We start from the raw sequence: 25,080 nt of genomic DNA on the forward strand, positions 1-25,080 counted from the left end.
TTGACAAAGATTACAATAAAAAAAACCGCTTTTTAAAGCGGTTTTGATATATATGAGTATATATTTTATAATTCCAGGAAGCTGTAATCAATAGAAGCTACCAGAGGACCTGCTCCTTTTTTCTTCTGTGTTCTTACGATTTCTCCGTCTATCCAAAGATTAACGACCAATTCTGAATCGGCATCCGGAAGATCTGCTTTCGCATCAAGATTCAACTGAGCCTGGCTGGAATTAACGAAAAACTCTCCGCTCGTCCAGGTTGTCCCTACAGGATCGAAAATATCAGTTTTAGCTGTTCCTACCTGCGTTACAATAGCTTTAATAACACCTCCGGTAGTTGTTTTCACTTCAAACTGAACAACGTGATCTGTAAATTCCTCATCATCATCATCCTTTTTACAAGAATTAACCACAGTAATTACAGAAAATAACAGAACGAATAAAAAAGAAAGTCTAAGTAAACTTTTTGATTTGTAAAATTGCTTCATTTCTCCAAATAGATTTTTAATGTTTCAAATATAAGTTTTTTATTAATATAAAAATAACTTTTATGAAAAATTTCCAATAAAGATTTCCAATTAATATCAAATCAGCAAAAACAATATTTTCAGGATCAGTCCGTATTGGAACGTGTAAACAGCTTCATCACAAAGACAAAAATCAGCACCGATTTTGGAGTGTTTTCAATGTAATTTATTAATTATATTTGCTGTATGAATTTAGATTATATAGTAAGAGAACCGGAACATATCACCCCAAATACCACAGTCCTTTTCATGCTTCATGGCTATGGCAGCAACGAACAGGATCTTTTCAGCTTCAGGGAAACCCTTCCTGCCGACTGGCTTATCGTAAGCTTCAGGGCACCCAGAGATACCCAGTTTGAAGGTTATTCATGGTTTGATATTGACTTTAATAATGCTGAGAATTTCATTGATCTTCCACAGGCTAAAGAATCATTGAACGGAGTGCTGGAAAGCATCCTGAAAATCGTTAATCATTATGGACTTACCGAAGGCAAGGTGCATTTATGCGGCTTCAGCCAGGGTGGAATATTATGCTATGCGCTGGCATTGAAACATCCGGATATGTTTAATTATGTAGCGTGCCTGAGCAGCTATCCTGAAGAAAAGCTTCTGGATGATATTGTAAAAGACAAAAAGAAACTGGAAAGACTTCGTTTTTTCATATCACACGGAACAGATGATGCAGTGATCCCTATGGAATGGGGAAGAAAAGCGGCAGACCTTCTTTATGACCTGAGCTGCTATTTTACTTTCAGGGAATACATGAGCGGGCATGGAGTGAATCAGAAGAATTATATGGATCTTATGGATTTCTTTTCAAAATAACCCACGAATTATAATAATTTAATCAAAACACCCATCTTCATTGAAGTTTATATAAACATTCCTGTATTTGGAATGTTTTTTTATTGACATTAGGGATTATTTCACTAAATTCAGTAAATGAAAGTAAAGCTTTTTCTTCTGGTATTGTTCCTTAGCATTTTTCTCAGTGCCCAGAACTCTTTTGAGCTCATTAATACAAAAAAAGCAGTGATTCCTTTTAAGCTTATCAACAATCTTATTTTCATCCCGATCACTGTAAATGGTGCAGAACTGACTTTTATGCTGGATACCGGAGTGGCGGAAACCATTCTTTTCAGCCTGGACAATAAGGAAGTGAAGCTGCAGAACATAGAAAAGATAAAATTTTCAGGGCTTGGAGGTAATTTAAGTATTGACGGTTTTAAATCTGACCGTAACATAGCCAAGATCGGTGATAACGTCATCAATTCATCAATGCTTCTGTATATTGTTGTTGATGAAGAATTCAACATTTCATCCCACATCGGAATTCCTGTAAACGGGGTAATAGGATATCATTTTTTTAAGAATCATCCCATTTCAATAGATTATACATCCAAAAAATTAACCATTTATCAGGACGAGAAAACATTTAAAAAGAAAATCCGGAAGTTTGATGTACTGCCAATGAGCATAGAAAAAGACAAACCTTACCTCTATGCCGACATCGAAATGACCAACGAAAAAAGAAGCTCAAAACTGCTGATAGATCTTGGAAACAGCGATGCGATATGGCTCTTCCCTACCCTTATCAAAGATTTTGTCTACAACCGGCCGAATATTGATGATTATCTGGGCCGGGGATTCAATGGGGATATTTTTGGTAAAAGAAGCAGAATTCACAACTTTTATCTCAATGATTTTAAATTTGAAAAACCTCTTACCTCCATGCCTGATGAGTATTCCATCCAGCATGTTACGCTTGTAAAAGACAGAAAGGGCTCTGTGGGCGGAGAAATAATGCGCAGGTTTTCTATAGTTTTCGATTATCCGGGAGAAAAACTATATTTGAAGAAGAACAGGAATTTCAATGATCCTTTTCATTTTAATATGAGCGGACTGGATTTTAAGCAGGACGGATTGGAATGGCAGCAGGACCGGGTAAAAATTGAGCCCAAACAGCTATCACCCACTTCTTTTGGCACTGAAATTTCCATGGGAAATAATTTTCAGTATAAATTTACACTAAAACCCATCTTTTCCGTAGCCGGAGTCCGTAAAGACTCACCTGCATTTAATGCCGGGCTGAAAAAAGATGACCGCATCATTACCATCAACGGAAGCCGGACCTCGGACATGACCATGGAAAAAATCCTGGAAATCATGAAATCTGATGAAGGAAGAAATATCACCATGGTGGTCATGAGAAAGGACAAAGAAATGACCTTTAGTTTTGTACTGGAAGATCCTATACCTTATCGAGAATAGCCTATGAAAACAGAAGAAAGCACAATAGATAAAATAAGAACCCGGCCGAGATTCAAGATGTTTACCCATCTTACGAAAGAAGAATATGCTGAAAATCTGAAAAAATATCTCGCCGATCATAAAGAAGAATTTTCCGGAAATATCAACAAAGAAGTAGCCACCATCTGGGTTCAGACAGAATACGATAATTACTGGAAGCCCAGATTATCTTTACGGGTAGAAATTGAAGATGACGAAACGGCTATCCGGGGAATATTCGGGCCGAGTTCTGCGGTCTGGACATTTTTTATGTTCCTGTATTTTTCGTTTTCCATTCTCTGGATGACGTTTTTCACGATGTACTATGTAGAAAAGCAGATAAAAAGCGCTGAGTTCCCGTGGGCCCTGAGCGCTTCATTCGTTATGATATTCTTTATCCTTCTTACTTATGCGGCAGCCAGATTCGGGCAGCACAAGGGCAAGGAAGAGATGCTTAAGCTGAGAAGATTTGCCGAAGAATCTACATTACAGTTTGAAAAGAAAATTAATTAAGTAATACGGTCAGGAAGTTTGAGGTCCGAAGATGGAAGTTATTGATGCCCAAAAGCAGCATTGTCATATCGTTTTAATATTTCCAACCTACTTCAAGGAATAATTTTAAGGTAACTATTTAATAGTGTTGCCTAACAGTAACTTCCAGCCTCCCGCTTCCATCTTCCAGCCAGAATTAATTAGCAGGAATTTCAGCCGGCTTTTCAGTCTGGGCCGGTACAGCCATAGCTTTAGCCGTTTTAATGGAATCTGCTACTTTTTCCCTGTTATCCTGTTCTTTGATCATTTTATCAACATGAGATTCCAGAAGCTTGGTCATTTCTTCCACAGAAATATTGTTCGCATTAGGGTCTTCCAGAAGTTTTCTCCAGGGTTTTCTTCCACCCCATTTATAATCCCCGAACACCATCACAGGCGTTCCTTTCGCTTTGGTTGTTGCACCTCCGGGATTCAGGATCCAGGTGTCAGCATAAGAATACAGCCACTGGGCATCTTTCATCAGCAAACGTAAACATGAGTGTGAGGCCGGATATCCCGGAAGATCATACTGGTGCCATCCGATACCGCCAATATTATGGATATTGAAATTATACGGAAGTTTCCACTCGCTGCTCACTGTAGAGATGGACAGCTTCTTTTTCCAGTTGGCAAACGTAAGTCCACGTGTGGTCTGCGCTGCTTTTTTACCCATACTCGTCGGGCCCCATTTCACAAGGCTCCCGTTGGAATAAACCCCGTAAGCCTGTATTGGATAGGAAAAAATCACAAATTTCTTCACGCCGCTTAATATGTCAAGCTGCATCGGAAACGGTGAATAAGACATCAGTGTGGTATCTATTTTGGCAGGAACCACCAAAGTATCAGAATTCCATTTATTCTTGGAATCCAGTCTGTTCAGAGCAAGGATAGCATAGCGCTCCTTCTCATTGTATTTCTTGCTGAATTCTGCATATACGGAATCTCTCAGCTTTTTATCTTTTGGAAGGACAAACGCGTTATAAAAACCGGTTTCCTGCATGGCAGGCGGCACAGATTCCTTTTGCACCACAGAATCTTTCTTGATAGAATCTTTTTCTACCGCCGGAGTTTCTGATGAAGAAACGGTATCTTTTAAAGTATCGCTTATTTTTTCAATTTCTTTTTTACATGAAACCAGCATTGCAGCGCAAAAACCGGCATATAAAAGTATTTTTTTCACAGATATGTTTTTCATAAATAAATCAGGTCATCTAGTTTGGCTACCCAGTGCAAATATCAGACCTAAAACTGAACAAAAAAAGAGCTTGTGAAAAATACCGTAAAAAAACGGTATGGATGTAAATGATTTTAAAGCAGTTTATTGGTTTGAGCATACGCAAGTGCTTCTGCTATGTTGTTTACTCCAATTTTTTCAAAAAGTTTTTTGCGGTGAAATTTTACGGTATCTGCCGAAATAAATAATTTTTCTGCAATTTCATTAATCGTCAGTCCGCTGGCGTAAAGACTCAGGATTTCAGACTCCCTCTGCGAAAGTTTTATTTTTTCATCTTTCAACCATTTTCCGGCTTCAGGATCAAATTTCCAGACATCATCGGAACCTTCCCGGCTGATCACAATATTTCCGGCAGAAGTACTGTTGGAAAGCGAAACAATACACAGTGCCTTCCAGATCTGCCCTTCCTCGGTAAGGAACATAGGGGTAAGTTTATGATTGACCAGCACCATATTCTTTTTGCCGTTGATCAAATTGAAATCATAAGAAATGGAATACAGCTTCCGTTCCTCCACAGGAATTTTATCATAAAAATTAAACCCTGCTTCATTGATTTTGATCAGCAGTTCCACGTCTTCGGGCTTTACATTCTGAAAATAAAAAGCATAGCCCATCTCTTTCACTTCTTCCGAGGTTTTCCCACATAGAAAAAGAGGATTGTCCGACACATAATCGAATTCTCTGGTCTGATAATCTATTACATACAGACTTTGGTAGGTAAGCCTTGAAAACGCTTTCACCGTTTCAAGATATTCCGCGGTCTGGCTGCGGTTGATGTCAGCATCGCTGCGGACATCATTTTTATCGTTAAAAAATCTGTTAATTTCTTCCATATACTATTGATCAATCAACAAAACAGCTACCCAAAAGTGTAGTATTTCTCATCCATCAGCAAATCTACACAAAAGTGTAGTGGCTATCAAAATACCGTGATTTATTTTTGTTAAAAATAATTATAATTCTGCATCATAAAAACAAATCAGATCGTTAAAAAATGAAAAACCTTTATTTTTATTCACTATTGATCGCCGGTGCAGCATTTATTCTTACCTCTTTTCAGATTACCCGGGGCAGACATATCTACCGCAACCAGTGGAATATCCCCTCCCATAAAAGTTTAAGCATAAAAAATTCAGCAAAAGAAAGTCTTGAAGTGGTTTTATACAATCCTTCACAGACCGATTTTCTTCAATACAGAATCAATAACCATGAAATAAAGGAGCTGCCCAAAAACGATTCGGTCTACGTTACAATAAATTTCGCCCATGAAGTTTTTATCGTAAATAACTCAACCCATGCGGGTGCATTCAGACTGAAGATATTAAAAAACAAAGGCCGGATTAAAGCAGCCCTTAAAGATCAGCAATTTTAATCATAGAATTAATTTTTGCAAAAAAATCACACAAACTGAGCGAAGCATCATACGCTGATCTTATAATTACTGTCTTTTCGGGCAGTAATTTTTTTTTACACAAGGTTTGAGTTTAGGATTTGAGAGTAGTAGCCCTTGAGGGTTTGAGAGTGGAGCGTTTTAGAGTTTGGGGTGCGAATCCCGGAAATATTGAAAGAAACGGCAAATAACTGGAGGCTGAGGCTCCCGAAGCCACCAGTATCATTATCTATCGTCTGATATCTGACATCCAGAATCTTGATTCTGAACTCTGAAAATTCACCATTCACTGTGGAGCAAAATTCACCATTGACAATTTCCTATCTAAAATCTCTATTCTCATTCATGCGAGCCAACCCACTTCAACGTTCCATTTTTATCAAAACGGTAAGCATCCTGATACCAGGAAGCTCCTCCTCTGCATCCGGTGTACAGCACTTTATTTATTTTGTCTACAGCCACATCGCAAAGGCATGAGCATTCGGACTTTGAGTAATCCGGTTCTTTGAACAGATTAAACCGCTTTGTTTTCGGGTTATAAAGGTAGATGGTAAACATACTGTAAACACCCATTCCTGCATCCGGAATGGTGAAAGCAAGATCATCGTATCCGTCAAAATTATAATCTTCAATAATGCTTTGCTGGACCGGATCAGGTCTGTCCGGAAAAGGAAGTTCTGCATTCATCTTCCTCCCATCGGGATATTCAATCAGCAGTTTGTTATTATAAAAATGATTAAAAGAGATCATAGCACCATACAGCAGGTATTTGTCATCGCCATCCGGATCTCCTTCTTCTTCCACAAGCTCAAGGTTGAAATGTCTGAAACCTGTTGCTCTCAGATAAGAAGCATCTACAATAAAGTTTCCCATTTGCAGCAGTTTATAGGTTCCGTTAAATTTCCCGTTAACCATTTCATCCCAGGCAAAATAATGTTTGGCAGGCTGATCCGGGCCTCCTGAAATAGTATCCAGCCTGTAGCTTTTAACTCTTAACGGAATAATATCTTTCTTCCCTTCATACTGTACAAAGGCCCCTTTTCCGCCATTTCCGTAATACAGTTTCAGCCTGAACTCTTTTTCTGCATCAACAGATTTTAAAGTAATGGGCTGGGCATGCAGAAAAGTCCCGAAAATAGCAGCTACAAAGAGGAGAAAAAGTTTTTTCATGGTTATCTTACGTTTTATGGTTTTATATTTTTTATGGATACTCTTAGAAAATAATCGGAGCCGGGTTCATTTTCATCTTTTACTTTAAGGATGTACCATGTTGTTTCTATCTGCTTTTCATTTTGGATATTCTGAAGGATCTCATATTTTCCATTATGAAATTTACGGACATTATCGGGCGTGATATCTTTGAAATCCCTTCTGTCTTTCAGCAGGTCATTGTATTCTTTTATGGTTAAATAAGCGGAAAACTCAACCATACTGAGCTTTTTAGCCGGATCCACATAAAAATCTACAATATTTCTTTTTTTGATTTTTAAATTTCTGAACAGGAACATTCCTTCTGTTACGTATTCCGGCAATATCCTGTAAATTTTATAAGGTATTATTTTTCCATCAACTGTTTTCTCCGTGGGTATCTGATAGTATTTTTCAACCTTGGATAACAGATGGTCCGGATCTTCTTTGAATGTTATTTTATCCAGATCGAAAGCACCATATGACGGACCAATAAATTCGGGATTCTCCTGTCCGCTGCAGGACATGAAAAGAAAAGCAAACATCAATAATAGTAGAAATCTTTTTGTCATGGTTCAATATACTATTTAAACAGAGAAATAAATTTATAATAGTAAAAAGTCCAGATAAGAAACCACGGTACATCAGCAATCAGAAAGAAAACCACAGTCTCTTTATCTATATTCCCACCGGAGATTCCTGCCAAAAAACATCCCGCCAAAAGTACCGGAAGAGCAAACCAGCACAATCCCCTTTTTATATTTCCCCGGAACCCTTTTAAAAGAGAAAAAAGACTGCTGATGGAAACCAGACTCAAAGACAAAACCCAGAACAATACAATGCCATACGCCAGACCGCTCATATCACAATTTCTGGGAGGACTGCCATCCTGTACGGGAATTTTGGTCGCTGCCAGATAAGTAATCAAAATGATCATTGAAATAACGGCAGCCATAAACCATGTTTTAAGGATGGAAAGCAGAATAAATTTTCTCTGTGACATTGAATCTCTTTATGCGTTTCACTAATGTAGCAATAAACCATGAATAAATCATTTGACAGGACAGGTTATCTGAGCAAAAACAGCAGTAAAATATAAATACACGGCCACACCCTTGAAAAACTGAACCCGTGTTTAACGAAATTTTCCTACAGACATACAACATACAGTGGAAACTTTTATCTAGATTTGCCTTGAATCAATAACAGAATTTTATGAAAAAAGTAGGATTGGTAGGAGGAATAAGCTGGGTATCCACCCTGGATTATTATCAATTCATTAATGAAGGCGTTAATGCCAGGCTGGGTGGACTGAATGCCGCTGAATGCATGATCTATTCTTTAAATTTCAATGACGTTCAGGCCAAAGGCTGGGTGAATTCCTTTGATTTACTGCTCAACGCCTGCCAACACCTGAAAAACAGCGGTGTGGACAGCATTGTCCTGTGTGCCAATACCGCTCATCTCTTTGCAGACGAACTTGAGGATAAGGTACAACTTCCAATCATCCACATTGGGACTGAAACGGCAAAAGCAATACAGAAAGCAGGGCTTACAAAAGTTGGATTAATCGGAACCAAGTTTACGATGGAAATGGATTTTTATAAAAATAAGCTGGAAGAATACGGCCTGGAAGTACTGGTTCCGGACAGTCAGGAAACTAGGGATTATATCCAGCATACCGTAAAAGATGAACTTGGCGTGGGATTCATTAATCCTGAGACTAAAACCCGCTATATTTCCATTGTAGGAGATCTTATAAGCCGCGGCGCAGAATGTATTATTCTCGGCTGTACAGAAATTCCTATGCTGATCAGCCAGGATGATTTCAGCATTCCGGTTTTTGATACAACGAAAATACATTGTGAGGCCATTGTGGACTATATTGTTTTATAAATACTGATGAACTTTTAACTTTAGCTATCCCCAGCCCCAGAAATGAAAAATTAAATGATTTATCACTGTTCTTTTACCTTGAAGCAAAAGAACCAAAAGTTCAAGACCTGGAAACTTCCGCTAAAAATAAATCCTGTTCTCTAAAAACTCTAAAACTTGCGCGGATGTATTGTTGCTTTTTCGTTTCAATTTCCGTCCCGCGCCTCGGACAGTAGAATTTTTTTAACGTTCGCAGCATTTATTTTCTTAACGCTCCATTTTCCGAAGTCGATTTTATCATAGTGTCAATATCAATCTTTGTAAAATCTGAACAGAAGGTATATTTAAATAACGAAACCTTATAGGTTTTAAAAACCTATAAGGTTTGATTGTGTATTATTTTTTTGATTTTTGCACCTTATCCGGTAAAATTTATCCTTAGGTCGTGGATAGACATACAAACAAAAATCCCTTTCAATTGCTTGAAAGGGATTAAAGATCTTGCGATCCGGACGGGACTCGAACCCGCGACCTCCGCCGTGACAGGGCGGCATTCTAACCAGCTGAACTACCGGATCAATTTTTTTAAAGTAAATTGAGAAAACTTCTGCGATCCGGACGGGACTCGAACCCGCGACCTCCGCCGTGACAGGGCGGCATTCTAACCAGCTGAACTACCGGATCAATTTTTTTAAAAAGAAATTGAGAAAACTTCTGCGATCCGGACGGGACTCGAACCCGCGACCTCCGCCGTGACAGGGCGGCATTCTAACCAGCTGAACTACCGGATCTAATTTTTTTTTTAAAGTAAATTGAAAAACTTTTGCGATCCGGACGGGACTCGAACCCGCGACCTCCGCCGTGACAGGGCGGCATTCTAACCAGCTGAACTACCGGATCATTTTCTGTTGTGATAAAGAACTACGTTTCTTTTTTGTGATTGCAAAATTACACCTTTTTTCGTTATCTGCAAATTATTTGCAAATAAAAAGCCTTCCAAAAACGGAAGGCATTCATTATCAAAGTTATTTTTTACAAGTGCGCGCTTAATTTTTCAGCGATAATCTCCTTTGGAGTTACACCTACTAATTTATCAACCACTTCACCGTTCTTAAAAATCAGAACTGTAGGGATATTTCTGATGCCATACTGCATAGAGATTTCCTGATTGTTGTCTACATCAACTTTTCCTACCACTGCTTTTCCTTCAAAATCTGATGCTACTTCTTCGATGATTGGTCCTAAAGTTCTGCATGGTCCGCACCATACTGCCCAGAAGTCTACCAATACCGGCTTGTCTGATTTTAAAACCGTGTCCTGAAATGAGCTGTCTGTAATTTCTAAAGCCATTTTGTTTCTTTTATTTAAATTAATATTATATTCTTGTTTCAATCCTTAATTGGATATTCAAAATTACGCTTTTTAAGCGATAAGACTATCTATGCTCAACATTTGTTTTTTCTATAGCAAAGTCCTTTGAAATTTCTGCCAAAGCCTCTGCCAGCGCATCGATTTCTTCTTTTGTCGTCATATGGCTGAAAGAAATACGCAATGGCGTACAATGATCCATCTCATCCTCAGAAAGAACCATCATCATTACCATAGAAGGTTTTGATGCTCCTGAAGAGCATGCACTTCCCTGAGATATTGCAATTCCCTTCATATCCAGCTGAAGCCCGATCAACGGGTTTTTATACGGCAGCAATGCACTTAACACCGTGTAAAGGCTGTTTTCCTTCTCGGCACTTCTTCCATTGAATTTAATCCCCGGAATCACTGCAGAAAGTCTTTCTATCGTATAATCTTTGATCTCCTGCATATGGCGGGTGTATTCTTCCATATGATTTAAAGAAAGTTCCAGAGCTTTACCAAGCCCTACGATACCGCTTACATTCTCAGTTCCGGCTCTTAAGCTTCTTTCCTGAGGTCCTCCGGTAATGATTCCCTTCATTCCTGTGGCTTTTCTGATGAAAGCGAAGCCTACACCTTTCGGACCATGAAACTTGTGGCCGCTGCATGATGCAAAATCTACTTTAATATCTGAAAAATCCAGATTCATGTGAGCCATAGTCTGAACAGTATCCGAATGGAAAAGAGCGTTATTTTCTTTGCATAATTCAGCAATTTTCCTGATATCTGCTATATTTCCGATTTCGTTATTGGCATGCATTAAGCTTACCAGTGTTTTTTTATCCGAAGCTTTTAATAATTCTTCCAGTTTATTCAGGTCGATATCTCCTTTTTCATTAGGACGAATATAGGCTACTTCTACCCCTTTTCGTGCCTTCATATCCAGAATACTCTCTGAAACACATTTATGCTCAAGCGGTGAACTGATGATTCTTTCTACGCCAAGGTGTTCTACACTGGATTTAATGATCATGTTGTTCGATTCTGTTCCGCACGAAGTAAAGATAATCTCCGCAGGCGTTACGTGAAGATAATCTGCCACCTGTCTTCTCACATTTTCTATAAGGATTTTTGCTTCCTGTCCGAAACTGTGGGTAGAAGAAGGGTTTCCGAAATTCATTTTCATAGTTCCCACCATGGCATCTATTACTTCTTCTGAAAGCGGAGTTGTAGCAGCGTTATCTAAATATATTTTGTTCATTTTTATTTTGAGTATTTTAATTCTACTGAGGTAAACTGATAATCCGAAGGAACGGCAACCATAAACCAGGGATTTGAAATCACCTGAATTTCCATGCCGCCCGAAGGAGTTTCAGGAACCTCTACGTATAGGATATTGTTTTTTACGAAAGTATTTTTAACGGTATTAATTCTGTGGCTTCCCGATCTGAACATGCCCATATGATACAAAACCACTTTTTTGTTTTTGGGAAATTTCGGGTAGTTGATAGAAGGCTCTTTACCCACTTCAATAAGACCGAAACTACCTTTGATGACATCCCGGAATTCCTGTTCATTCTTTACAATCTTGAATCCGGATTGATCCGGGCCGCCCTGTGCCTCGGAAACCAGAAGTTCTGAGCTTTCCTGCATACCTGGTGATTTTTGAGACGGCGTCGCTGCACAGCTCATTATGATTGCAGTACATAAAATAAGCAGTCTGTTCATTTTTACATTTTTACCTCCCAAAATTAGTGAAAAAATTGGTAATGACCTTCATTTGCCCATTTCAGCATCTGGCGGTCTCCGGAAGTATCTCCGAAAGCAATTATTTTATCGTATTTAGAGTCGTGTATTTCAGCTTTTATTCTTACCAGTTTTTCTTTTCCATTGCAGTTTTTTCCGATGAAATTCCCTGTAAAGATGCCGTTTTTAAACTCTGCACGGGTAGAAACCAGCTGCATTTTCAGTTCTTCCGCAAAAGGTTTCACCCAGATATCAAGCGAAGCGGTAACCAATAAACTCTGTGTATTATCCCTATCGATATTTTTAATAAAGTCAAGAGCGTTTTCCCGTACAATTTTCGGGTAATGGTGCTCGAAAAACAGTTTGGATTTCATTTCTATCTTTTCCTGGCTCTGCCCTTTGAGAATAGATCCTATAAAGCTTTTCTTCACTTTTTCCGTTTCGGCAAGCTTCAGTTTCAATAAAATAAAGAGAGGAACATGTCTTAAAAATTGTATCCGGAATTTGGTAGAATCGTAGAATTTAAGATACATGAACATGGTATCCTTATACGTTATGGTTCCGTCAAAATCAAAACAATACAACTTTTTCATAAATCTATGGCTTAAGGTAAATTTTATGAGTTATTGATTAAAGCGTTCGATAACCCGGCAATCAAAAATAAGCAAATTATTAAAAACAAAATCATAGATAAATTTTGAAAAACAAATTCTCCGGTGGTTAATCTATTTACTTCAACATTTCCTTCCTTTCTTTTTATTTTTTCCACTAATTTTCTCACTTCCCTGAATTCGAAATCATCTAAAGCATAGGTTCTGATTTTTTTGCCGTTTTTCAGTATAATGAATGTTTCAAAAATAGTATAAACAGTTTTCTGCTTCTCAAATCCTTTCGAATATTTTACAGGTCTTGGTATCTGTTTGAATCCCATAATATCTTCAAGCGAAATCTTTCTTGAAAAAGGTAAAAACTGGTAGGAAACAATCAGGTCATTGTGGGTTATTTTAATGACCTGAGTCTTTAGAAAATAGAACAATGAGCCTAACGCAAACAGTAAAAATCCAGAATCAATAATATAAAGCGCAATTTTCGAATCTGTATCTGAATGTTGTTCCAGAGAGCTGTAACTCAAAACAATCATTAAACTGAAGAAAATAAATCCCAGAAAAAAAACGAAAAGATTAATTGAAAAAGAATTGGACTTATATATGATTTTATCTTTCAAAATAACGCTAAAGCTTTAATTTCTTGAATATAAATTCAGGTATATTTCTGATAATCATCATAATAATACTCCAAACCGGCAAAACATAGGCTACATTCTTCTGCTTTTTGAAGGCTTTGTAAATGCAGGCCGCAGCTTGTTTAGGTGTAGCCGTCAGTTTGGGATTCAATGGCAGTCCTTCCGTCATTTTTGTGGCCATAAAACCCGGTTTAACGGTAAGAACATGTACTTTCTTCTCAAAAAGATAGTTTCTGAGCCCGCTAAGATAAGCTGTAAAAGCCGCTTTTGCGCTCCCATAGATAAAATTACTCTGTCTTCCACGATCTCCGGCTACGGATGAAAGCCCGATAATGGTTCCAGATCTTCTGCTTTCAAACTTCTGAGCAAAATAGTTCATCACCGGAATCAGCTTTGAATAATTGATATTAATGATCTTTTCCGTATTCCTGTTGTCATAAAGACCTTCCTCGGTTCCGTCTCCCAAATACCCTACGGCACAAAATAATATGTGCGAACTGACATGATCAAAGGTAGTATAATCAATTTCTTTCATCAGATCAATCTCTATCACCTCGGATTGCTGCAGAAATTTGACATCAATATGCCTTGCAAATCTTTCGGTAGTCTCCTTACTCGAAGTGAAAAGATAAATTTTTTCAAACTTTTCTCCTTCCTGGAGCGCCTTTTCCACAAAAGCCTGCGCCACTTCAGACGTACTTCCCAGAACTATCATTATGAATTGTTGTTTATGATTCTTTTGTGCTGTAATGACACAAATTTTGAACTTTGAATATTTTTCAGGTAATTCGTGAGCGAAGATCTACTCATGCTGTCTTTGGTAAGATAGATCCTTCCTCCGAACTGCTGTACAATATCATCGAGTTTTTTCACGAGTTTTTCCAGTTTTGAATTCACTTTAAAATCAAGGGCGAGCGTATAGCCTTCAAAAGGAAATGAATTGTAAGCTTCCGGATTATTCTTTCCGAAGAGCTTTAAAACAGCTAAAAACGACCCGTTCCCGCTTGCAGCAATGGTTTCCAGAATCTGCTTCATGCCTTCTCTTCCCGTTTCTTTCGGAATAACCATCTGATACTGGATAAAACCGGATTTTCCGTAGATCTTATTCCAATCTGTAATGGCATCCAGCGGATAGAAAAAGGTTTCATAATCAATGAAGGATTTCACTTCTTTTCTGGCCTGCTTTTTATAATACAGAAGATTGAAGATCTTTACGGTGAGCGCATTCAGAACAAATCCCGGAAAATAAAACGGAACGGTAGGCTGCAGTTTTTTCTTTAATCTTAAAGGCTGTCTGGCCAGATTTTGCGGAAGTTCGTGCTGAAAAGCGTGTTCCCCTCTCATTAAAATGCTTCTTCCCAGATTTTTTCCTTTCTGAAGACAGTCGATCCACGCTACGGTATACGTCCAGTTTTCGCTTTCTTCAAAGAGCCTGAATATCTCATCCAGATTCTCTGCTTTAATGCTTTCCTGGCGGATGTAAGCAGATTCTATATTTTTAAGCTTGAATTTTACGGTAAGAATAATTCCTGTAAGCCCCATTCCTCCGATGGTCGCCCAGAATTTATCTGGATTTTCCTCTCTTGAACAGGTGATGATCTCCCCATTTTCAGTCATTAATTTAAAATCAATAACATATTCTGAGAAGCAGCCTTCTGCATGATGGTTTTTTCCGTGAACATCTGAAGCAATGGCTCCGCCTACGGAAATAAATTTGGTCCCGGGAGTCACATACAGAAAGTAGCCCTGCGGAACTGAAATTTCAAGTATATCTGAAAGCAGTACGCCGGATTCACATTCTATTACCCCGTTGAGACGGTCAAAACTGATGAATTTATTTAATTTTTTGGTGGAAAATATGGTCTCTCCCAGTGAAGCATCTCCATAGCATCTTCCGTTTCCCCTTGCAATGACTTCATTATGACCGAGTACAAACTCCTTTATTTTTTTGAAGCTGTCCTCGGATCTCATTTCTTTTTCTACGACCGGGAAATTACCCCAATTGGTCACTTTCTGTGTGAAATTCGGCTTCATTTTTTAAAGTAAATCTGAATTAAAAATGCGGCGACCCATAACACTAAGGTTATCTGAATATACCTGTCTCTGTAAACTATTTTCGTAGGAGACTCCGTTCTGTTGTACACTAAAGTCTGCTGCAGATATCTTAAAAATGCAAAAACAACGAATATCACGGTATAAAAAACCCTTTCATGAAATCTTGCCTGTACTTCGGGAGACAGGGTAAACATCAGGTAACAGACAATCGCCAGCGTCACTGAAATGGAAAGGGCAATATCTGCAAACTGTACGTTATAGCCATCCAGCGCTTTTCTTGTTTTCCCGGAAACCTGAGCATTAATGAGTTCTCCCCTTCTTTTTCCGATCGCGAGGACAAGGGCGAGTACAAATGTCAGCAGGATCGCCCACTGCGAAATACCAATCCCCGTAATATAACCACCGGCCAGAACTCTGAGTACAAAACCTAATGCGATAATGAATATATCAATAATGGGAACATGCTTCAGCTTGAAAGTATAAGCGAGATTGATCACAATATACAAGCCTATGATGGTTGCAAACTTCCATAAAGATTCCTGAAAATAGATCTGGGCAAGAAATACAAGAGCCAGATCGGCAATAACAAGCCCTGTGAGAATTCCAACAGCTTTTGATTTTGAAATAGCGCCACTGGCAAGCGGCCGTCTTCTTTTTTCGGGATGCTTCCGGTCTGCCTCAATATCATTATAATCGTTAAGGATATAAACAACACTGGCGGCAAGGGAAAAAATAATGAAAGCAAAGACACTTTTGGTCAGTAAGTCTATGTTTGTAATGTTTCCGGAAAAAAACAGAGGGACGAAAACAAACAGGTTTTTCACCCATTGCTCCACACGGAGGAGTTTAAGATATTTCTTCATTTATGCTATTTCGGTTACAAAAATAGTGAATTCAAAATTCAAAACATAAAAATACAAAAAAAACCGCCGGGGCGGTCTTTTACGAAAATATTTATATAATTAAATTAATTACTGCCCTTGTTTGGCTTCATTAATCATTTTTTCATTCGCGGTAATAGCAAATTCCACTCTTCTGTTTTTAGCTCTTCCTTCGTCTGTATCGTTGGTAGCCACCGGCATAGATTCACCTTCACCTTTTGTAAACATTCTGCTTGATGCAATTCCTTTACCGGACAAATAAGCTTTTACAGCATCTGCTCTTCTCTGAGAAAGAGAAAGGTTGTAAGAATCTGCACCTTTGCTGTCTGTATGACCGTAGATGTTGATATTGGTATCCGGGTTATCAGCAAGAACCTGAGCTAATTTATTAAGGTTGGTCTGAGCAACAGAAGTAAGGTTTGAAGAGTCAAACGCAAAGTTTACGATGCTTTCGTTCATGGTAATCTTAATACCGTCCCCTACTCTTTCTACTTCAGCACCTGGTAAAGTTTCTTTGATCTGCTTAGCCTGCTTATCCATTTTGTTACCGATTACGTTACCTGCAACACCACCGATAATACCTCCCAATACTGCTCCTAAAGCTGAGTTTTTACCACTTCCTACATTATTCCCCAAAATACCTCCAATTACAGCACCTGATGCAACCCCTACGGCTGTACCTCTCTGCTGGTGGTTAGAATTCTGAACAGCCTCACAGCTTGTTAATAATAATGCGGATGATAAGAAAAGAGCTCCTATATATGTTTTAGTAAATTTCATTTTTTTGATCTTTTATGTTGATAAATTATTTCATTCCTGTTCTCTGGAAGTTGTAAACCACCTGTACTGTGCTTCCGTCGAAAGGAACATTCTGTACAAGGGAAAACTGATCCGTAGACTGGTTGGTAATCGTCAGGGTATATCCTGCCAGATTTTGCTTGGCTTTAGTACCTGCAGCAATTTTCTTAAACATGAAGGTATTGCCGTCCTTTACTTCGAATTTAATAGGCTGGGTAACGCTTGGGCACGCTCCACCGCCGTTTAAGGTGTATGCACCTGTGTAGTTATTTGGAATTAATCTCCAATGGCTTCCTACAAAACACTGAGCGTCTGCTCCTTCATCAAAAGGCTTGATTTTAAGTCCTTTTTCATAATCTATACTGGTAATCTGCCAGTCACCTTTTAATTTAAGGTATTCAACTCTCTGATTTTGTGAATTTTCTGCATTTTTCACTGAGGAACAAGACACTGCAAAAAGAGATGTTCCAATCAATCCTGCAAGTAGTAACTTTTTCATTATGTTGTTTATTATTTTGTTATTTATAAAGCTACAAAAAACCGTGCCAAATTGAATTATAAAAATAAAAAAAGTCCGAAAATTTCGGACTTTAAATGGTTTCTCCTTCTATACAGGAAGATAAATTATTTTTTAACAGCCTTTTTTACGGATTTCGCAGGCTTCTTGCTTACCGAAGATTTCCCTTTGTAAAAGTTGGTATACGCATATTCTGCTGCTTTCTGAAGATCTATAACGCCTCCAGCCTGAGAATAGTCTGGGAATTTGTTTTCAGCGCTCAGATTGCTGCTTTTTACCAATGCTTCAATGATCTGATCAGGCTTCAGTTCTGGCATATAGGCTAATAATACAGCCGCTGCTCCCGCTACAACCGGTGATGCCATAGAAGTCCCCTGAAGGTATTTATATTCGTTTTTAGGAACTGTAGAGTAGATTTGTTCTCCCGGTGCAAAAACGTTCACCATTTTCTTGTTGTAATTGGAGAAGCTTGCTCTTAGGTCGCTATTTCTGTTTGTGCTTGCCCCTACAACCAATACGTTGTTTACGAACGGTTTTTCGTCTGCCACATTTTTAAAGTTCGTAGGGAAAGCAAGGTGCTCGGCTACGTCTTCATTTTCATTACCAGCTGCTTTTACGAGAAGAACGCCTTTGTCTTCAGCATATTTGAAAGCATCCCAAACCACATTTTTCCCTGGTGATACAGGTTTCCCGAAGCTCATGTTAAGGATCTTCGCTCCGTTATCTACGGCATATCTGATGGCATTGGCAACGTCTTTATCTCTCTCGTCTCCGTTTGGAACAGTTCTTACAGACATAATTTTAGCTACTTTTGAAGCTACCCCGTACTGTATTTCTTTTCCCTGCGGAAGACCGGCAATAATTCCAGCTACGTGAGTTCCGTGCTCTGCATCAGGACCTTCATAGTCGTTGTTTCCGTAGCTTTTTTCAGAATAGTCATCGTAGTTATCGCCTACAATTTCTTTTCTCGGATCATAGCTCAGATCATACTGCTTAGCTTGTGGCGCAAAGTGATCAATAGCTTCTTTCATCTGCTCTTTCATGATTTTTTCAAATTCAACAGCAGATTTACCCTGGAATTCAGGATTTGTTGAAACCTGGCCCAGAACCTGAAGCGCAATCGCATCATCCTGTGCTGTAGAAGGTTTAATTCCTTCCAGTGTAGCTGCAGTAACAGGCTTGCCTCCCAACAGTTTTACCATATTAGGAATAAGACTGTTGATTTTTGTATAAGTCTGAAAGCCCTGTTTTGCTTCTGCACTTTTAGCAGTAAAAAGCTCTTTAGCCTTCATATACATCGCAAATTCTTCCGGCATTTTAGACTGATTTGCTTTGTTTTTTGTAGAATCATCCCCTTCGAAAACAGGCTTATATTTAGCAACAACTCTGGTTACTTCCATATTGTCGATATCAATATCTCCGTTTTTCCCACCGATAAAATTCCAGCCGTGTACGTCATCGATGTATCCGTTTCCATCATCATCTTTTCCATTTCCAGGAACTTCATTAGGATTTGACCATACATTTTTCACAAGACCCGGGTGGTCTACCTGAACTCCGCTGTCTAAAACTCCTACTACAACCGTTTTAGGCTTAAGACCTTTAGATTCTAAATATTTATAAGCGTTTGCCGTATTGACTCCGTATACTTTTGATGTTGAAAAATCTTTATGATACCAAGTCATCAGATCTTTATCTTCTTTTGGATCAATGCTCTTCGCCTGAGATTCCTGAGCGTAAGAGAAGCTAAAACCTGCCAGAAAAACAGCAGCTAATAATACCTTTTTCATATGTTGATAATTATTTTTACCTTAATTAAAGTTTGATACTTTTTATATAAGTCAGAGATTCAGGGCCTTTGTTACAAATCAGGTCCAAAACTGATAAATCTTTCAAAAATCCAAGTTTATCAGAGAAGGTCTGGTAATAGTCTTCCATCTGAAATTCAGAAGGAATTTTGGCTGAAAATTTCTCTCTGAAACTGATACTTTCCGGATTTTTGATATATTCTTCATTCAAAGACTGTGCCTTTTCTGTTTTAAGAATCTGCTGAATAATTTCCAGGCCTTTAAGGTTGAAATCAAGAAGAAATTTCTCTTCCAGCTCAAATATTTTCCTGAGCTTATCTTCATAATATTCAAAATAAGGCGAGCTCTGATAAGCGGTCTTGATGGATTTCCAGTGCAGATTTCTCCAGTCTTCACGGTAGGAGATCTCAATATCTTTGTATTCTCTTTTACCGTTATGATTGATCGGAATGATCAAAGAAAGCTTCCCGTTGGCTCCATAGATGTTGGCTCTGTTTCTATAGGTCTGCTTCGGAAAGTTTTCAAACTGTTCAAATATAATCTCGTTTTCAGGATTTAAAAACACTGAAAACCATGAAACCGGAGGCATATAAAATACCGGCAATAATACATTCGTCATATTCATGATACAAAAATGAAGTATTTTTTCAAACACTTCATTCTATTTTAAATTTTTTAATTCAATAATAACTATTCTTCCGTTTTGTTCTTTCTGAACAATTTCACGAAATACTCCCATCCGAAGAAAAGGATAAGAATCATGGCAGCAATCCACCAGTATGAAGTTTTATTGGCTTCTCCTGTGTTTGTTGCTTTAAACATTCTGTCCCAACGGATCTTGAACGGCGCCTGATAAGAAGAGCTGCTGTCTGAGAAAGCTCCCTGAAGACTCATCCATGTGAACATCGGTTTTCCAACGATATTTTCTTCCGGAACCACACCAAAGAATCTTGCATCCAATGAAGCATCTCTGTTATCCCCAACCATCATATAATAATCCTGCTGAATGGTATACTGAGCCGCTTCTTTACCATTGATGAAGATCTTTCCGTTCTTTTTCTCAAGGCTGTTGTGCTCATACTCGGAAATAATCCACTGATACATTGGAAGGGTCTCGTTATTGATCGCTACTACATCACCTTTTTTAGGGATTTTAAGCGGTCCATACCAATCCTGGTTCCAGGGTTTGTTGATCGGATAAATGGATTGTGTAGTGTCTATTTTTGTTTTGGCTTCGTCTCTGTAATATACCGCGGCTTCACCTTTTGGAGTGATATCCTCCTTCATGTCGATAACCTGAGGAAGTTCTTTGATTTCCTTAGCTGTTTTATCAGTCAGTCCCTGGAAAGCATACATATATCCTTTATCACTCTGAATTTCCTGTACAGGTAAGAATCCATAGGTGTTATATAATGCAGGAATATCCAGTTGGCTCCCTGTATTCACGATATATCTGTGCTGTACTTCCTGATCTCCTAAAACCGTTTCAGGTTTTCCGTTAACAAAAAGTCTTCCAGCTCTCATTTCGAAAGTATCTCCGGCTACAGCCACACATCTTTTTACATAAGGATCTTTTCTGTCGATCGCTGTATGCACGGAATCTCTTGGATAGTTGAAAACCACCACATCATTTTTCTGCGGCTTGCTGAACTGAAAAATTCTTGTATAAGGAAGTTTTACGGCATCCACATAAGATTTCGCATCATCTTTAGGGTTACCTTTCTGTCCTGTATCCATAATGGTTCCCTGAAGGAATGGAATGGCCACAGGGCGCATCGGCATTCTGTATCCGTAGCTCCATTTGTTCACGAAAAGGAAGTCACCTACCAGCAATGTTCTTTCCATGGATCCTGTAGGAATCCCGAAAGGCTGGGTTACAAATACGTGGATGATAGTGGCAAAAACCACAGCAAAGGTAATAGACCCAATGAATGTATCTTTCTTTTTTGATTCTTTTTCTTCGTCTGTAATGAAAAGATCATTCGCGTTTTCATCTTCTATTTCTACGTCTTTAGAATAGTTTACCGTAGCCATATAAATGAAAGGCAGAATCACCGTAAGAAGCTGGTTCTGGAAAAGGCTCTTTCCGAATTTCTTCATTAAATAAATATGAAACACAGACATCATAATAGGCCCCACTATCGGAAGATAGGACAGGATAGCCCACCATTTCGGATGCTTGGTCTCCTTTAAAATAATAAAGTAATTATAGAAAGGGATGAATGCAAATAAGGGACTATACCCCATTTTTTTGAACAGCTTCCAGGTGGAAATTCCCATCAGTACAGACAGAATGAGAACATATACTGTATAAGTTAAAAAATAATTCATAATTTTTCTGTGCCTATTCTAAATATATAAATGATGAGTAATAAATGATTACAGCGCTCTGCTATTCATAATTTACTATTCATCATTTTGTTTTTATTGGTATGCAATTTAAAGAATTTGTTACAAATTAAAGCCCCAAAACGTCTTTCATTGTAAAATTTCCTTTTTTATCCCTGATCCATTCTGCAGCCACTACAGCTCCGAGTGCAAACCCGTTTCTGTTGAAAGCCGTATGTTTGATCTCAATTTCATCCACCTCGCTTTTATAAAACACGCTGTGGGTGCCGGGAACCTCATCTTCGCGGACCGCAAAAATTCCAAGCTGATCACTTTGTGTTTCTTCCAGTTTCCAGGCGTTAAATTTAGGATTGTTTTTGATGATTCCTTCCGCGATGGAAATTGCAGTACCGCTGGGAGCATCTTTTTTGTGAACGTGATGAATTTCTTCCAATTGGCAGGAATATTCATCTACATTTTTCATGATTTCGGCTACTTTTTCGTTCAGGGCAAAAAATAAATTTACCCCTAAACTGAAATTTGATCCGTATAGAAACGCTGCATCATGATCTACAGCCATTTTTTCCACCTCTTCTTTTTTCTCCAGCCAGCCTGTGGTTCCACAGATCACGGGAATTTTATTCTCAAGACAGGCTTTGATATTGTCAAATGCCGCTTCAGGCAGTGAAAATTCGATAGCTACATCCGGATTGTTAAGATTTTCAGCAGTTGGAGTTTCTTTCAGCCGTGCCACGATTTCATGACCTCTCTTCTGTGCGATCTCGTCAATGATCTTCCCCATTTTACCGTATCCAACTAATGCTATTCTCATGTGGTATATTTTATGATGATCTCATGACCCTTAAGGTTTCTGATGATCTTTTATTTAAAATTCGTTTTTAAAATCTGTAACTTAAACTTAAACCTGTTTTCGGTGTGGAAAACCCGTACTGATCCTGGATTACCGTAGGATTGAAGGTAAGATCCGGGTCATGGCGGCTTTCATACAGATGGGCATCAACCACGGCATCCACAATATTCAGAATGTAGATCAGGCCTGTGATGGCTATTGCATAGTCTCTCTGTCTTTTTGACCGGTCCTGGGCATTACCCAAAGCCACTTTATCCAGCCACGGATGGGTATCTACGAATTCATTGGGTGTTCCGTTCAGTTTGGCAATATAATATTCCCTGTATTTTCTGTACTGGTTGTTGCTCCATATCGCATAACCCACTCCGGCCCCTACAGCGCCCCAAACAATAGGAATTTTAATATACTTTTTATTGTAATACTGTCCCAAACCCGGAAATACGGCAGAGTACAATCCTGCTCTTGTCGGATTAAGCTTGATGGTTTTTTTCGTAGGCCCGTTTGCGTTTTCAAGATCTTCAATAAGCTTGGCTTCAGTCTTCGCTGGTTTTACAGATTTTACGGGCTGCTGGGTCACGATGGCTACCGTACTGTCCTTTGGAAGAGGCCCTACACGAACCGTGTCGCCCGGGGTTACCTGCGAATACATGAAAGCAAAAGTGCACAGAAAAAATGTGAAAAATATTTTCTTCATTATTTAATATGGGATAAAATATACTCCAGCTCTTCTTCATTTTTGAAGTCCAGGACTATTTTACCTTTTTTACCGTTTCCGGAGGTTTTGATCTCAACTTTTACGTCTAAAATATCAGCGATCGTTTTCTGGGCTCTTTTATAATTATTGGAAAGCTCAGCATTTACTTTTTTCGCTGCCGATGATTTAGGATTCTTCAATGCAGTGGCAGCCTGTTCGGCCTGGCGTACATTAAGTTTTTCTTTAATGATCAGATCAAATAAAATCTGCTGATGCTCTTCACTTTCAAGACTGATGATAGCTCTCCCGTGTCCCGCAGAAATCTCACCGCTTCGGATGGCGTTCTGGATATCCGGGTTCAGTCTTAGCAATCTGATCGAGTTGGTAATGGTACTTCTGTCCTTCCCTACTCTCTGGCTCAGGTTTTCCTGGGTAAGCCCGATCTCATCCAAAAGTCTCTGATACGTCAAAGCAATCTCAATAGCATCAAGATCTTCTCTCTGAATATTTTCAACAAGAGCCATTTCAAGCAGCTCCTGATCGTTTACTAAACGGATATAGGCAGGAATCGTCGGAAGACCGGCAATTTTACTGGCACGGTAACGTCTTTCCCCTGATATGATCTCAAACTTCTCACCGTCTTTCCTTAAGGTAACCGGTTGGATTACTCCTAAGTTTTTAATAGACAGGGCAAGCTCGTTTAATGCTTTTTCGTCAAAATAAGTCCTTGGCTGGGTCGGATTCGGATAAATATCTTCAAGGGCAACCTCTACGATATTTCCTACAAACTTATCTGCTCCTTCATCGGTAGCGGAGTTGATACTCGCTTTGGATTCAGCACTTAAAATAGCGCCCAAACCACGTCCCATAGCTCTTTTTTTGTCCTTCATATATATAATTGATAAATGATGATTGATAAGTGATGGTGCTCATTCACTTATAAGGTCCATTTATTATTAAATTAATTTTTTACTAAATTTTCGTTCTTCAATAAAACTTCTTCTGCCAGCTGAATGTACTGGATGGCTCCTTTGCTTTCTGCATCGTAATTCAGGATACTTTCCCCGAAACTCGGTGCTTCACTCAATCTTACGTTTCTGCTGATGATGGTTTCAAAAACCATGTCCGGAAAGTGAGAATTTACTTCTTCCACTACCTGGTTTGACAATCTTAATCTGCTGTCATACATCGTAAGAAGCAGCCCTTCGATTCCAAGATCTTTGTTGTGGATCTTCTGTACATTCTTAACGGTATTTAAAAGCTTGCCTAATCCTTCCAGGGCAAAATATTCGCACTGGATCGGGATAATCACGGAATCTGCTGCGGTAAGCGCATTCACGGTAATAAGTCCTAAACTCGGCGCGCAGTCGATAATAATATAATCATAATCATCTCTCACTTCCGCCAATGCTTTTTTCAGCATATACTCACGGTTTTCTTTGTCCACAAGCTCAATTTCAGCTGCGACAAGGTCTATATGTGAAGGGATGATATCCAGATTGGGAGTTGCTGTTCTTTTGATGCATGCTCTGGTTTCTGCACTGTGCTCCAGAAGATTGTATGTGGAATACTGAACATCTTCCACCCCAAGACCTGAAGTGGCATTCGCCTGTGGATCTGCATCAATGATCAGTATTTTCTTTTCCAATACCCCTAATGCTGCCGCCAGATTTACAGCTGTTGTTGTTTTTCCAACTCCTCCTTTTTGATTAGCGATACCTATGATTTTTGCCATTATTAGAACTTTAGGTTTCA

27 protein-coding genes and 4 tRNA genes are annotated in these 25,080 nt (G+C 38.8%); 5 read left to right on the plus strand and 26 right to left on the minus strand.

Features of this window, described 5'->3' with window-relative positions; translation table 11 throughout:
* Positions 1 to 65: 65 nt before the first annotated feature.
* The gene (locus JET18_RS19365; RefSeq protein ID WP_202093877.1) at positions 66 to 488 is read right to left on the minus strand and encodes a hypothetical protein; all 423 of its coding nucleotides are present in this window, start codon (positions 486 to 488) and stop codon (positions 66 to 68) included.
* Between the two features lie 225 nt (positions 489 to 713).
* Between JET18_RS19365 and JET18_RS19370 the strand changes: the two genes are divergently transcribed.
* The 3 genes from JET18_RS19370 (at position 714) to JET18_RS19380 (ending at position 3,329) form a co-directional block, all read left to right on the plus strand.
* A complete protein-coding gene (locus tag JET18_RS19370; RefSeq protein WP_202093879.1) occupies positions 714 to 1,352 on the plus strand; it encodes an alpha/beta hydrolase in 639 nt (212 codons plus the stop codon).
* A 117-nt stretch (positions 1,353 to 1,469) separates the two neighbouring features.
* A complete protein-coding gene (locus tag JET18_RS19375) occupies positions 1,470 to 2,798 on the plus strand; it encodes a PDZ domain-containing protein (protein ID WP_202093882.1) in 1,329 nt (442 codons plus the stop codon).
* A 3-nt stretch (positions 2,799 to 2,801) separates the two neighbouring features.
* Positions 2,802 to 3,329, plus strand: coding sequence for a hypothetical protein (locus JET18_RS19380; RefSeq protein ID WP_202093884.1), 528 nt, complete (start codon positions 2,802 to 2,804; stop codon positions 3,327 to 3,329).
* Positions 3,330 to 3,504: 175 nt separating this feature from the next.
* Here the strand turns inward: JET18_RS19380 and JET18_RS19385 are convergent, their stop codons facing one another.
* A complete protein-coding gene (locus tag JET18_RS19385; RefSeq protein ID WP_317193278.1) occupies positions 3,505 to 4,527 on the minus strand; it encodes a L,D-transpeptidase in 1,023 nt (340 codons plus the stop codon).
* 128 nt (positions 4,528 to 4,655) lie between these two features.
* Complete coding sequence (locus JET18_RS19390) at positions 4,656 to 5,414, minus strand: response regulator transcription factor (protein ID WP_202093888.1); 759 nt, start codon at positions 5,412 to 5,414, stop codon at positions 4,656 to 4,658.
* A gap of 161 nt (positions 5,415 to 5,575) precedes the next feature.
* Here JET18_RS19390 and JET18_RS19395 point away from each other — a divergent pair, with 161 nt between their 5' ends.
* A complete protein-coding gene (locus JET18_RS19395; protein ID WP_202093890.1) occupies positions 5,576 to 5,953 on the plus strand; it encodes a hypothetical protein in 378 nt (125 codons plus the stop codon).
* 357 nt (positions 5,954 to 6,310) lie between these two features.
* On the opposite strand, the gene JET18_RS19400 is transcribed toward JET18_RS19395, so the two are convergent.
* Genes JET18_RS19400 through JET18_RS19410 form a run of 3 tightly spaced genes read right to left on the minus strand, consistent with a single transcriptional unit; the run spans position 6,311 to position 8,162 of the window.
* On the minus strand, positions 6,311 to 7,141 hold the full coding sequence (locus JET18_RS19400) for an XAC2610-related protein (RefSeq protein WP_202093892.1): 831 nt from the start codon (positions 7,139 to 7,141) through the stop codon (positions 6,311 to 6,313).
* A 14-nt stretch (positions 7,142 to 7,155) separates the two neighbouring features.
* Positions 7,156 to 7,731 (minus strand): hypothetical protein, encoded by a 576-nt coding sequence (locus tag JET18_RS19405; RefSeq protein ID WP_202093894.1) that lies wholly within the window; start codon positions 7,729 to 7,731, stop codon positions 7,156 to 7,158.
* An 11-nt stretch (positions 7,732 to 7,742) separates the two neighbouring features.
* Positions 7,743 to 8,162 (minus strand): hypothetical protein, encoded by a 420-nt coding sequence (locus tag JET18_RS19410; RefSeq protein ID WP_202093896.1) that lies wholly within the window; start codon positions 8,160 to 8,162, stop codon positions 7,743 to 7,745.
* A gap of 212 nt (positions 8,163 to 8,374) precedes the next feature.
* Between JET18_RS19410 and JET18_RS19415 the strand changes: the two genes are divergently transcribed.
* Positions 8,375 to 9,055 (plus strand): aspartate/glutamate racemase family protein, encoded by a 681-nt coding sequence (locus JET18_RS19415; RefSeq protein WP_202093904.1) that lies wholly within the window; start codon positions 8,375 to 8,377, stop codon positions 9,053 to 9,055.
* 483 nt (positions 9,056 to 9,538) lie between these two features.
* On the opposite strand, the gene JET18_RS19420 is transcribed toward JET18_RS19415, so the two are convergent.
* The 20 genes from JET18_RS19420 to JET18_RS19515 form a co-directional block, all read right to left on the minus strand.
* Positions 9,539 to 9,612, minus strand: a tRNA-Asp gene (locus JET18_RS19420).
* A 32-nt stretch (positions 9,613 to 9,644) separates the two neighbouring features.
* Positions 9,645 to 9,718: transfer RNA gene (locus JET18_RS19425), tRNA-Asp, on the minus strand.
* 33 nt (positions 9,719 to 9,751) lie between these two features.
* Positions 9,752 to 9,825, minus strand: a tRNA-Asp gene (locus tag JET18_RS19430).
* Between the two features lie 35 nt (positions 9,826 to 9,860).
* Positions 9,861 to 9,934: transfer RNA gene (locus JET18_RS19435), tRNA-Asp, on the minus strand.
* A 132-nt stretch (positions 9,935 to 10,066) separates the two neighbouring features.
* Positions 10,067 to 10,384 carry a thioredoxin gene (trxA, locus tag JET18_RS19440; RefSeq protein WP_202093911.1) on the minus strand — a complete coding sequence of 106 codons (318 nt, stop codon included), beginning with the start codon at positions 10,382 to 10,384 and terminating at the stop codon, positions 10,067 to 10,069.
* Positions 10,385 to 10,469: 85 nt separating this feature from the next.
* The gene (locus JET18_RS19445; protein WP_202093913.1) at positions 10,470 to 11,645 is read right to left on the minus strand and encodes a cysteine desulfurase family protein; all 1,176 of its coding nucleotides are present in this window, start codon (positions 11,643 to 11,645) and stop codon (positions 10,470 to 10,472) included.
* Between the two features lie 2 nt (positions 11,646 to 11,647).
* On the minus strand, positions 11,648 to 12,112 hold the full coding sequence (locus tag JET18_RS19450) for a hypothetical protein (RefSeq protein ID WP_202093915.1): 465 nt from the start codon (positions 12,110 to 12,112) through the stop codon (positions 11,648 to 11,650).
* 23 nt (positions 12,113 to 12,135) lie between these two features.
* Complete coding sequence (locus JET18_RS19455; protein ID WP_202093917.1) at positions 12,136 to 12,723, minus strand: HAD family hydrolase; 588 nt, start codon at positions 12,721 to 12,723, stop codon at positions 12,136 to 12,138.
* A 639-nt stretch (positions 12,724 to 13,362) separates the two neighbouring features.
* Complete coding sequence (locus JET18_RS19460; protein WP_202093925.1) at positions 13,363 to 14,088, minus strand: SDR family NAD(P)-dependent oxidoreductase; 726 nt, start codon at positions 14,086 to 14,088, stop codon at positions 13,363 to 13,365.
* Complete coding sequence (locus tag JET18_RS19465; protein ID WP_202093927.1) at positions 14,088 to 15,407, minus strand: FAD-binding oxidoreductase; 1,320 nt, start codon at positions 15,405 to 15,407, stop codon at positions 14,088 to 14,090. The genes JET18_RS19460 and JET18_RS19465 overlap by 1 nt, the downstream gene beginning before the upstream one ends.
* Entirely contained in the window at positions 15,404 to 16,291 is an 888-nt protein-coding gene (locus JET18_RS19470; RefSeq protein WP_202093929.1) for a decaprenyl-phosphate phosphoribosyltransferase, read from the minus strand. The genes JET18_RS19465 and JET18_RS19470 overlap by 4 nt, the downstream gene beginning before the upstream one ends.
* A gap of 108 nt (positions 16,292 to 16,399) precedes the next feature.
* On the minus strand, positions 16,400 to 17,089 hold the full coding sequence (locus tag JET18_RS19475) for an OmpA family protein (protein WP_202093931.1): 690 nt from the start codon (positions 17,087 to 17,089) through the stop codon (positions 16,400 to 16,402).
* Positions 17,090 to 17,114: 25 nt separating this feature from the next.
* A complete protein-coding gene (locus JET18_RS19480; protein WP_202093933.1) occupies positions 17,115 to 17,606 on the minus strand; it encodes a lipocalin family protein in 492 nt (163 codons plus the stop codon).
* A 125-nt stretch (positions 17,607 to 17,731) separates the two neighbouring features.
* On the minus strand, positions 17,732 to 19,414 hold the full coding sequence (locus JET18_RS19485) for a S8 family serine peptidase (RefSeq protein WP_202093935.1): 1,683 nt from the start codon (positions 19,412 to 19,414) through the stop codon (positions 17,732 to 17,734).
* A 25-nt stretch (positions 19,415 to 19,439) separates the two neighbouring features.
* Entirely contained in the window at positions 19,440 to 20,057 is a 618-nt protein-coding gene (locus JET18_RS19490) for a WbqC family protein (protein ID WP_202094371.1), read from the minus strand.
* A gap of 65 nt (positions 20,058 to 20,122) precedes the next feature.
* Entirely contained in the window at positions 20,123 to 21,763 is a 1,641-nt protein-coding gene (gene lepB, locus JET18_RS19495) for a signal peptidase I (RefSeq protein WP_202093937.1), read from the minus strand.
* 127 nt (positions 21,764 to 21,890) lie between these two features.
* Positions 21,891 to 22,592, minus strand: a complete 702-nt coding sequence (gene dapB, locus JET18_RS19500) for a 4-hydroxy-tetrahydrodipicolinate reductase (RefSeq protein ID WP_202093939.1) — start codon at positions 22,590 to 22,592, stop codon at positions 21,891 to 21,893.
* 67 nt (positions 22,593 to 22,659) lie between these two features.
* Positions 22,660 to 23,325, minus strand: coding sequence for a DUF5683 domain-containing protein (locus JET18_RS19505; RefSeq protein WP_202093941.1), 666 nt, complete (start codon positions 23,323 to 23,325; stop codon positions 22,660 to 22,662).
* A complete protein-coding gene (locus JET18_RS19510; RefSeq protein WP_202093950.1) occupies positions 23,325 to 24,215 on the minus strand; it encodes a ParB/RepB/Spo0J family partition protein in 891 nt (296 codons plus the stop codon). The genes JET18_RS19505 and JET18_RS19510 overlap by 1 nt, the downstream gene beginning before the upstream one ends.
* Before the next feature lie 71 nt (positions 24,216 to 24,286).
* Positions 24,287 to 25,060: a ParA family protein gene (locus JET18_RS19515; protein WP_202093952.1), complete on the minus strand. Its 774-nt coding sequence runs from the start codon at positions 25,058 to 25,060 to the stop codon at positions 24,287 to 24,289.
* Positions 25,061 to 25,080 lie beyond the last annotated feature (20 nt).

The sequence above is a fragment of the Chryseobacterium endalhagicum genome (assembly GCF_016745235.1).
Taxonomy (GTDB): domain Bacteria; phylum Bacteroidota; class Bacteroidia; order Flavobacteriales; family Weeksellaceae; genus Chryseobacterium; species Chryseobacterium endalhagicum.

What these genes read in the sequence shown, in the direction of transcription:
- JET18_RS19365 (WP_202093877.1), bottom strand. Translation starts at nt 488, where the DNA reads ATGAAGCAATTTTACAAATCAAAAAGTTTACTTAGACTTTCTTTTTTA.
- JET18_RS19370 (WP_202093879.1), top strand. Translation starts at nt 714, where the DNA reads ATGAATTTAGATTATATAGTAAGAGAACCGGAACATATCACCCCAAAT.
- JET18_RS19375 (WP_202093882.1), top strand. Translation starts at nt 1,470, where the DNA reads ATGAAAGTAAAGCTTTTTCTTCTGGTATTGTTCCTTAGCATTTTTCTC.
- JET18_RS19380 (WP_202093884.1), top strand. Translation starts at nt 2,802, where the DNA reads ATGAAAACAGAAGAAAGCACAATAGATAAAATAAGAACCCGGCCGAGA.
- JET18_RS19390 (WP_202093888.1), bottom strand. Translation starts at nt 5,414, where the DNA reads ATGGAAGAAATTAACAGATTTTTTAACGATAAAAATGATGTCCGCAGC.
- JET18_RS19395 (WP_202093890.1), top strand. Translation starts at nt 5,576, where the DNA reads ATGAAAAACCTTTATTTTTATTCACTATTGATCGCCGGTGCAGCATTT.
- JET18_RS19400 (WP_202093892.1), bottom strand. Translation starts at nt 7,141, where the DNA reads ATGAAAAAACTTTTTCTCCTCTTTGTAGCTGCTATTTTCGGGACTTTT.
- JET18_RS19405 (WP_202093894.1), bottom strand. Translation starts at nt 7,731, where the DNA reads ATGACAAAAAGATTTCTACTATTATTGATGTTTGCTTTTCTTTTCATG.
- JET18_RS19410 (WP_202093896.1), bottom strand. Translation starts at nt 8,162, where the DNA reads ATGTCACAGAGAAAATTTATTCTGCTTTCCATCCTTAAAACATGGTTT.
- JET18_RS19415 (WP_202093904.1), top strand. Translation starts at nt 8,375, where the DNA reads ATGAAAAAAGTAGGATTGGTAGGAGGAATAAGCTGGGTATCCACCCTG.
- trxA (WP_202093911.1), bottom strand. Translation starts at nt 10,384, where the DNA reads ATGGCTTTAGAAATTACAGACAGCTCATTTCAGGACACGGTTTTAAAA.
- JET18_RS19445 (WP_202093913.1), bottom strand. Translation starts at nt 11,645, where the DNA reads ATGAACAAAATATATTTAGATAACGCTGCTACAACTCCGCTTTCAGAA.
- JET18_RS19450 (WP_202093915.1), bottom strand. Translation starts at nt 12,112, where the DNA reads ATGAACAGACTGCTTATTTTATGTACTGCAATCATAATGAGCTGTGCA.
- JET18_RS19455 (WP_202093917.1), bottom strand. Translation starts at nt 12,723, where the DNA reads ATGAAAAAGTTGTATTGTTTTGATTTTGACGGAACCATAACGTATAAG.
- JET18_RS19460 (WP_202093925.1), bottom strand. Translation starts at nt 14,088, where the DNA reads ATGATAGTTCTGGGAAGTACGTCTGAAGTGGCGCAGGCTTTTGTGGAA.
- JET18_RS19465 (WP_202093927.1), bottom strand. Translation starts at nt 15,407, where the DNA reads ATGAAGCCGAATTTCACACAGAAAGTGACCAATTGGGGTAATTTCCCG.
- JET18_RS19470 (WP_202093929.1), bottom strand. Translation starts at nt 16,291, where the DNA reads ATGAAGAAATATCTTAAACTCCTCCGTGTGGAGCAATGGGTGAAAAAC.
- JET18_RS19475 (WP_202093931.1), bottom strand. Translation starts at nt 17,089, where the DNA reads ATGAAATTTACTAAAACATATATAGGAGCTCTTTTCTTATCATCCGCA.
- JET18_RS19480 (WP_202093933.1), bottom strand. Translation starts at nt 17,606, where the DNA reads ATGAAAAAGTTACTACTTGCAGGATTGATTGGAACATCTCTTTTTGCA.
- JET18_RS19485 (WP_202093935.1), bottom strand. Translation starts at nt 19,414, where the DNA reads ATGAAAAAGGTATTATTAGCTGCTGTTTTTCTGGCAGGTTTTAGCTTC.
- JET18_RS19490 (WP_202094371.1), bottom strand. Translation starts at nt 20,057, where the DNA reads ATGAATATGACGAATGTATTATTGCCGGTATTTTATATGCCTCCGGTT.
- lepB (WP_202093937.1), bottom strand. Translation starts at nt 21,763, where the DNA reads ATGAATTATTTTTTAACTTATACAGTATATGTTCTCATTCTGTCTGTA.
- dapB (WP_202093939.1), bottom strand. Translation starts at nt 22,592, where the DNA reads ATGAGAATAGCATTAGTTGGATACGGTAAAATGGGGAAGATCATTGAC.
- JET18_RS19505 (WP_202093941.1), bottom strand. Translation starts at nt 23,325, where the DNA reads ATGAAGAAAATATTTTTCACATTTTTTCTGTGCACTTTTGCTTTCATG.
- JET18_RS19510 (WP_202093950.1), bottom strand. Translation starts at nt 24,215, where the DNA reads ATGAAGGACAAAAAAAGAGCTATGGGACGTGGTTTGGGCGCTATTTTA.
- JET18_RS19515 (WP_202093952.1), bottom strand. Translation starts at nt 25,060, where the DNA reads ATGGCAAAAATCATAGGTATCGCTAATCAAAAAGGAGGAGTTGGAAAA.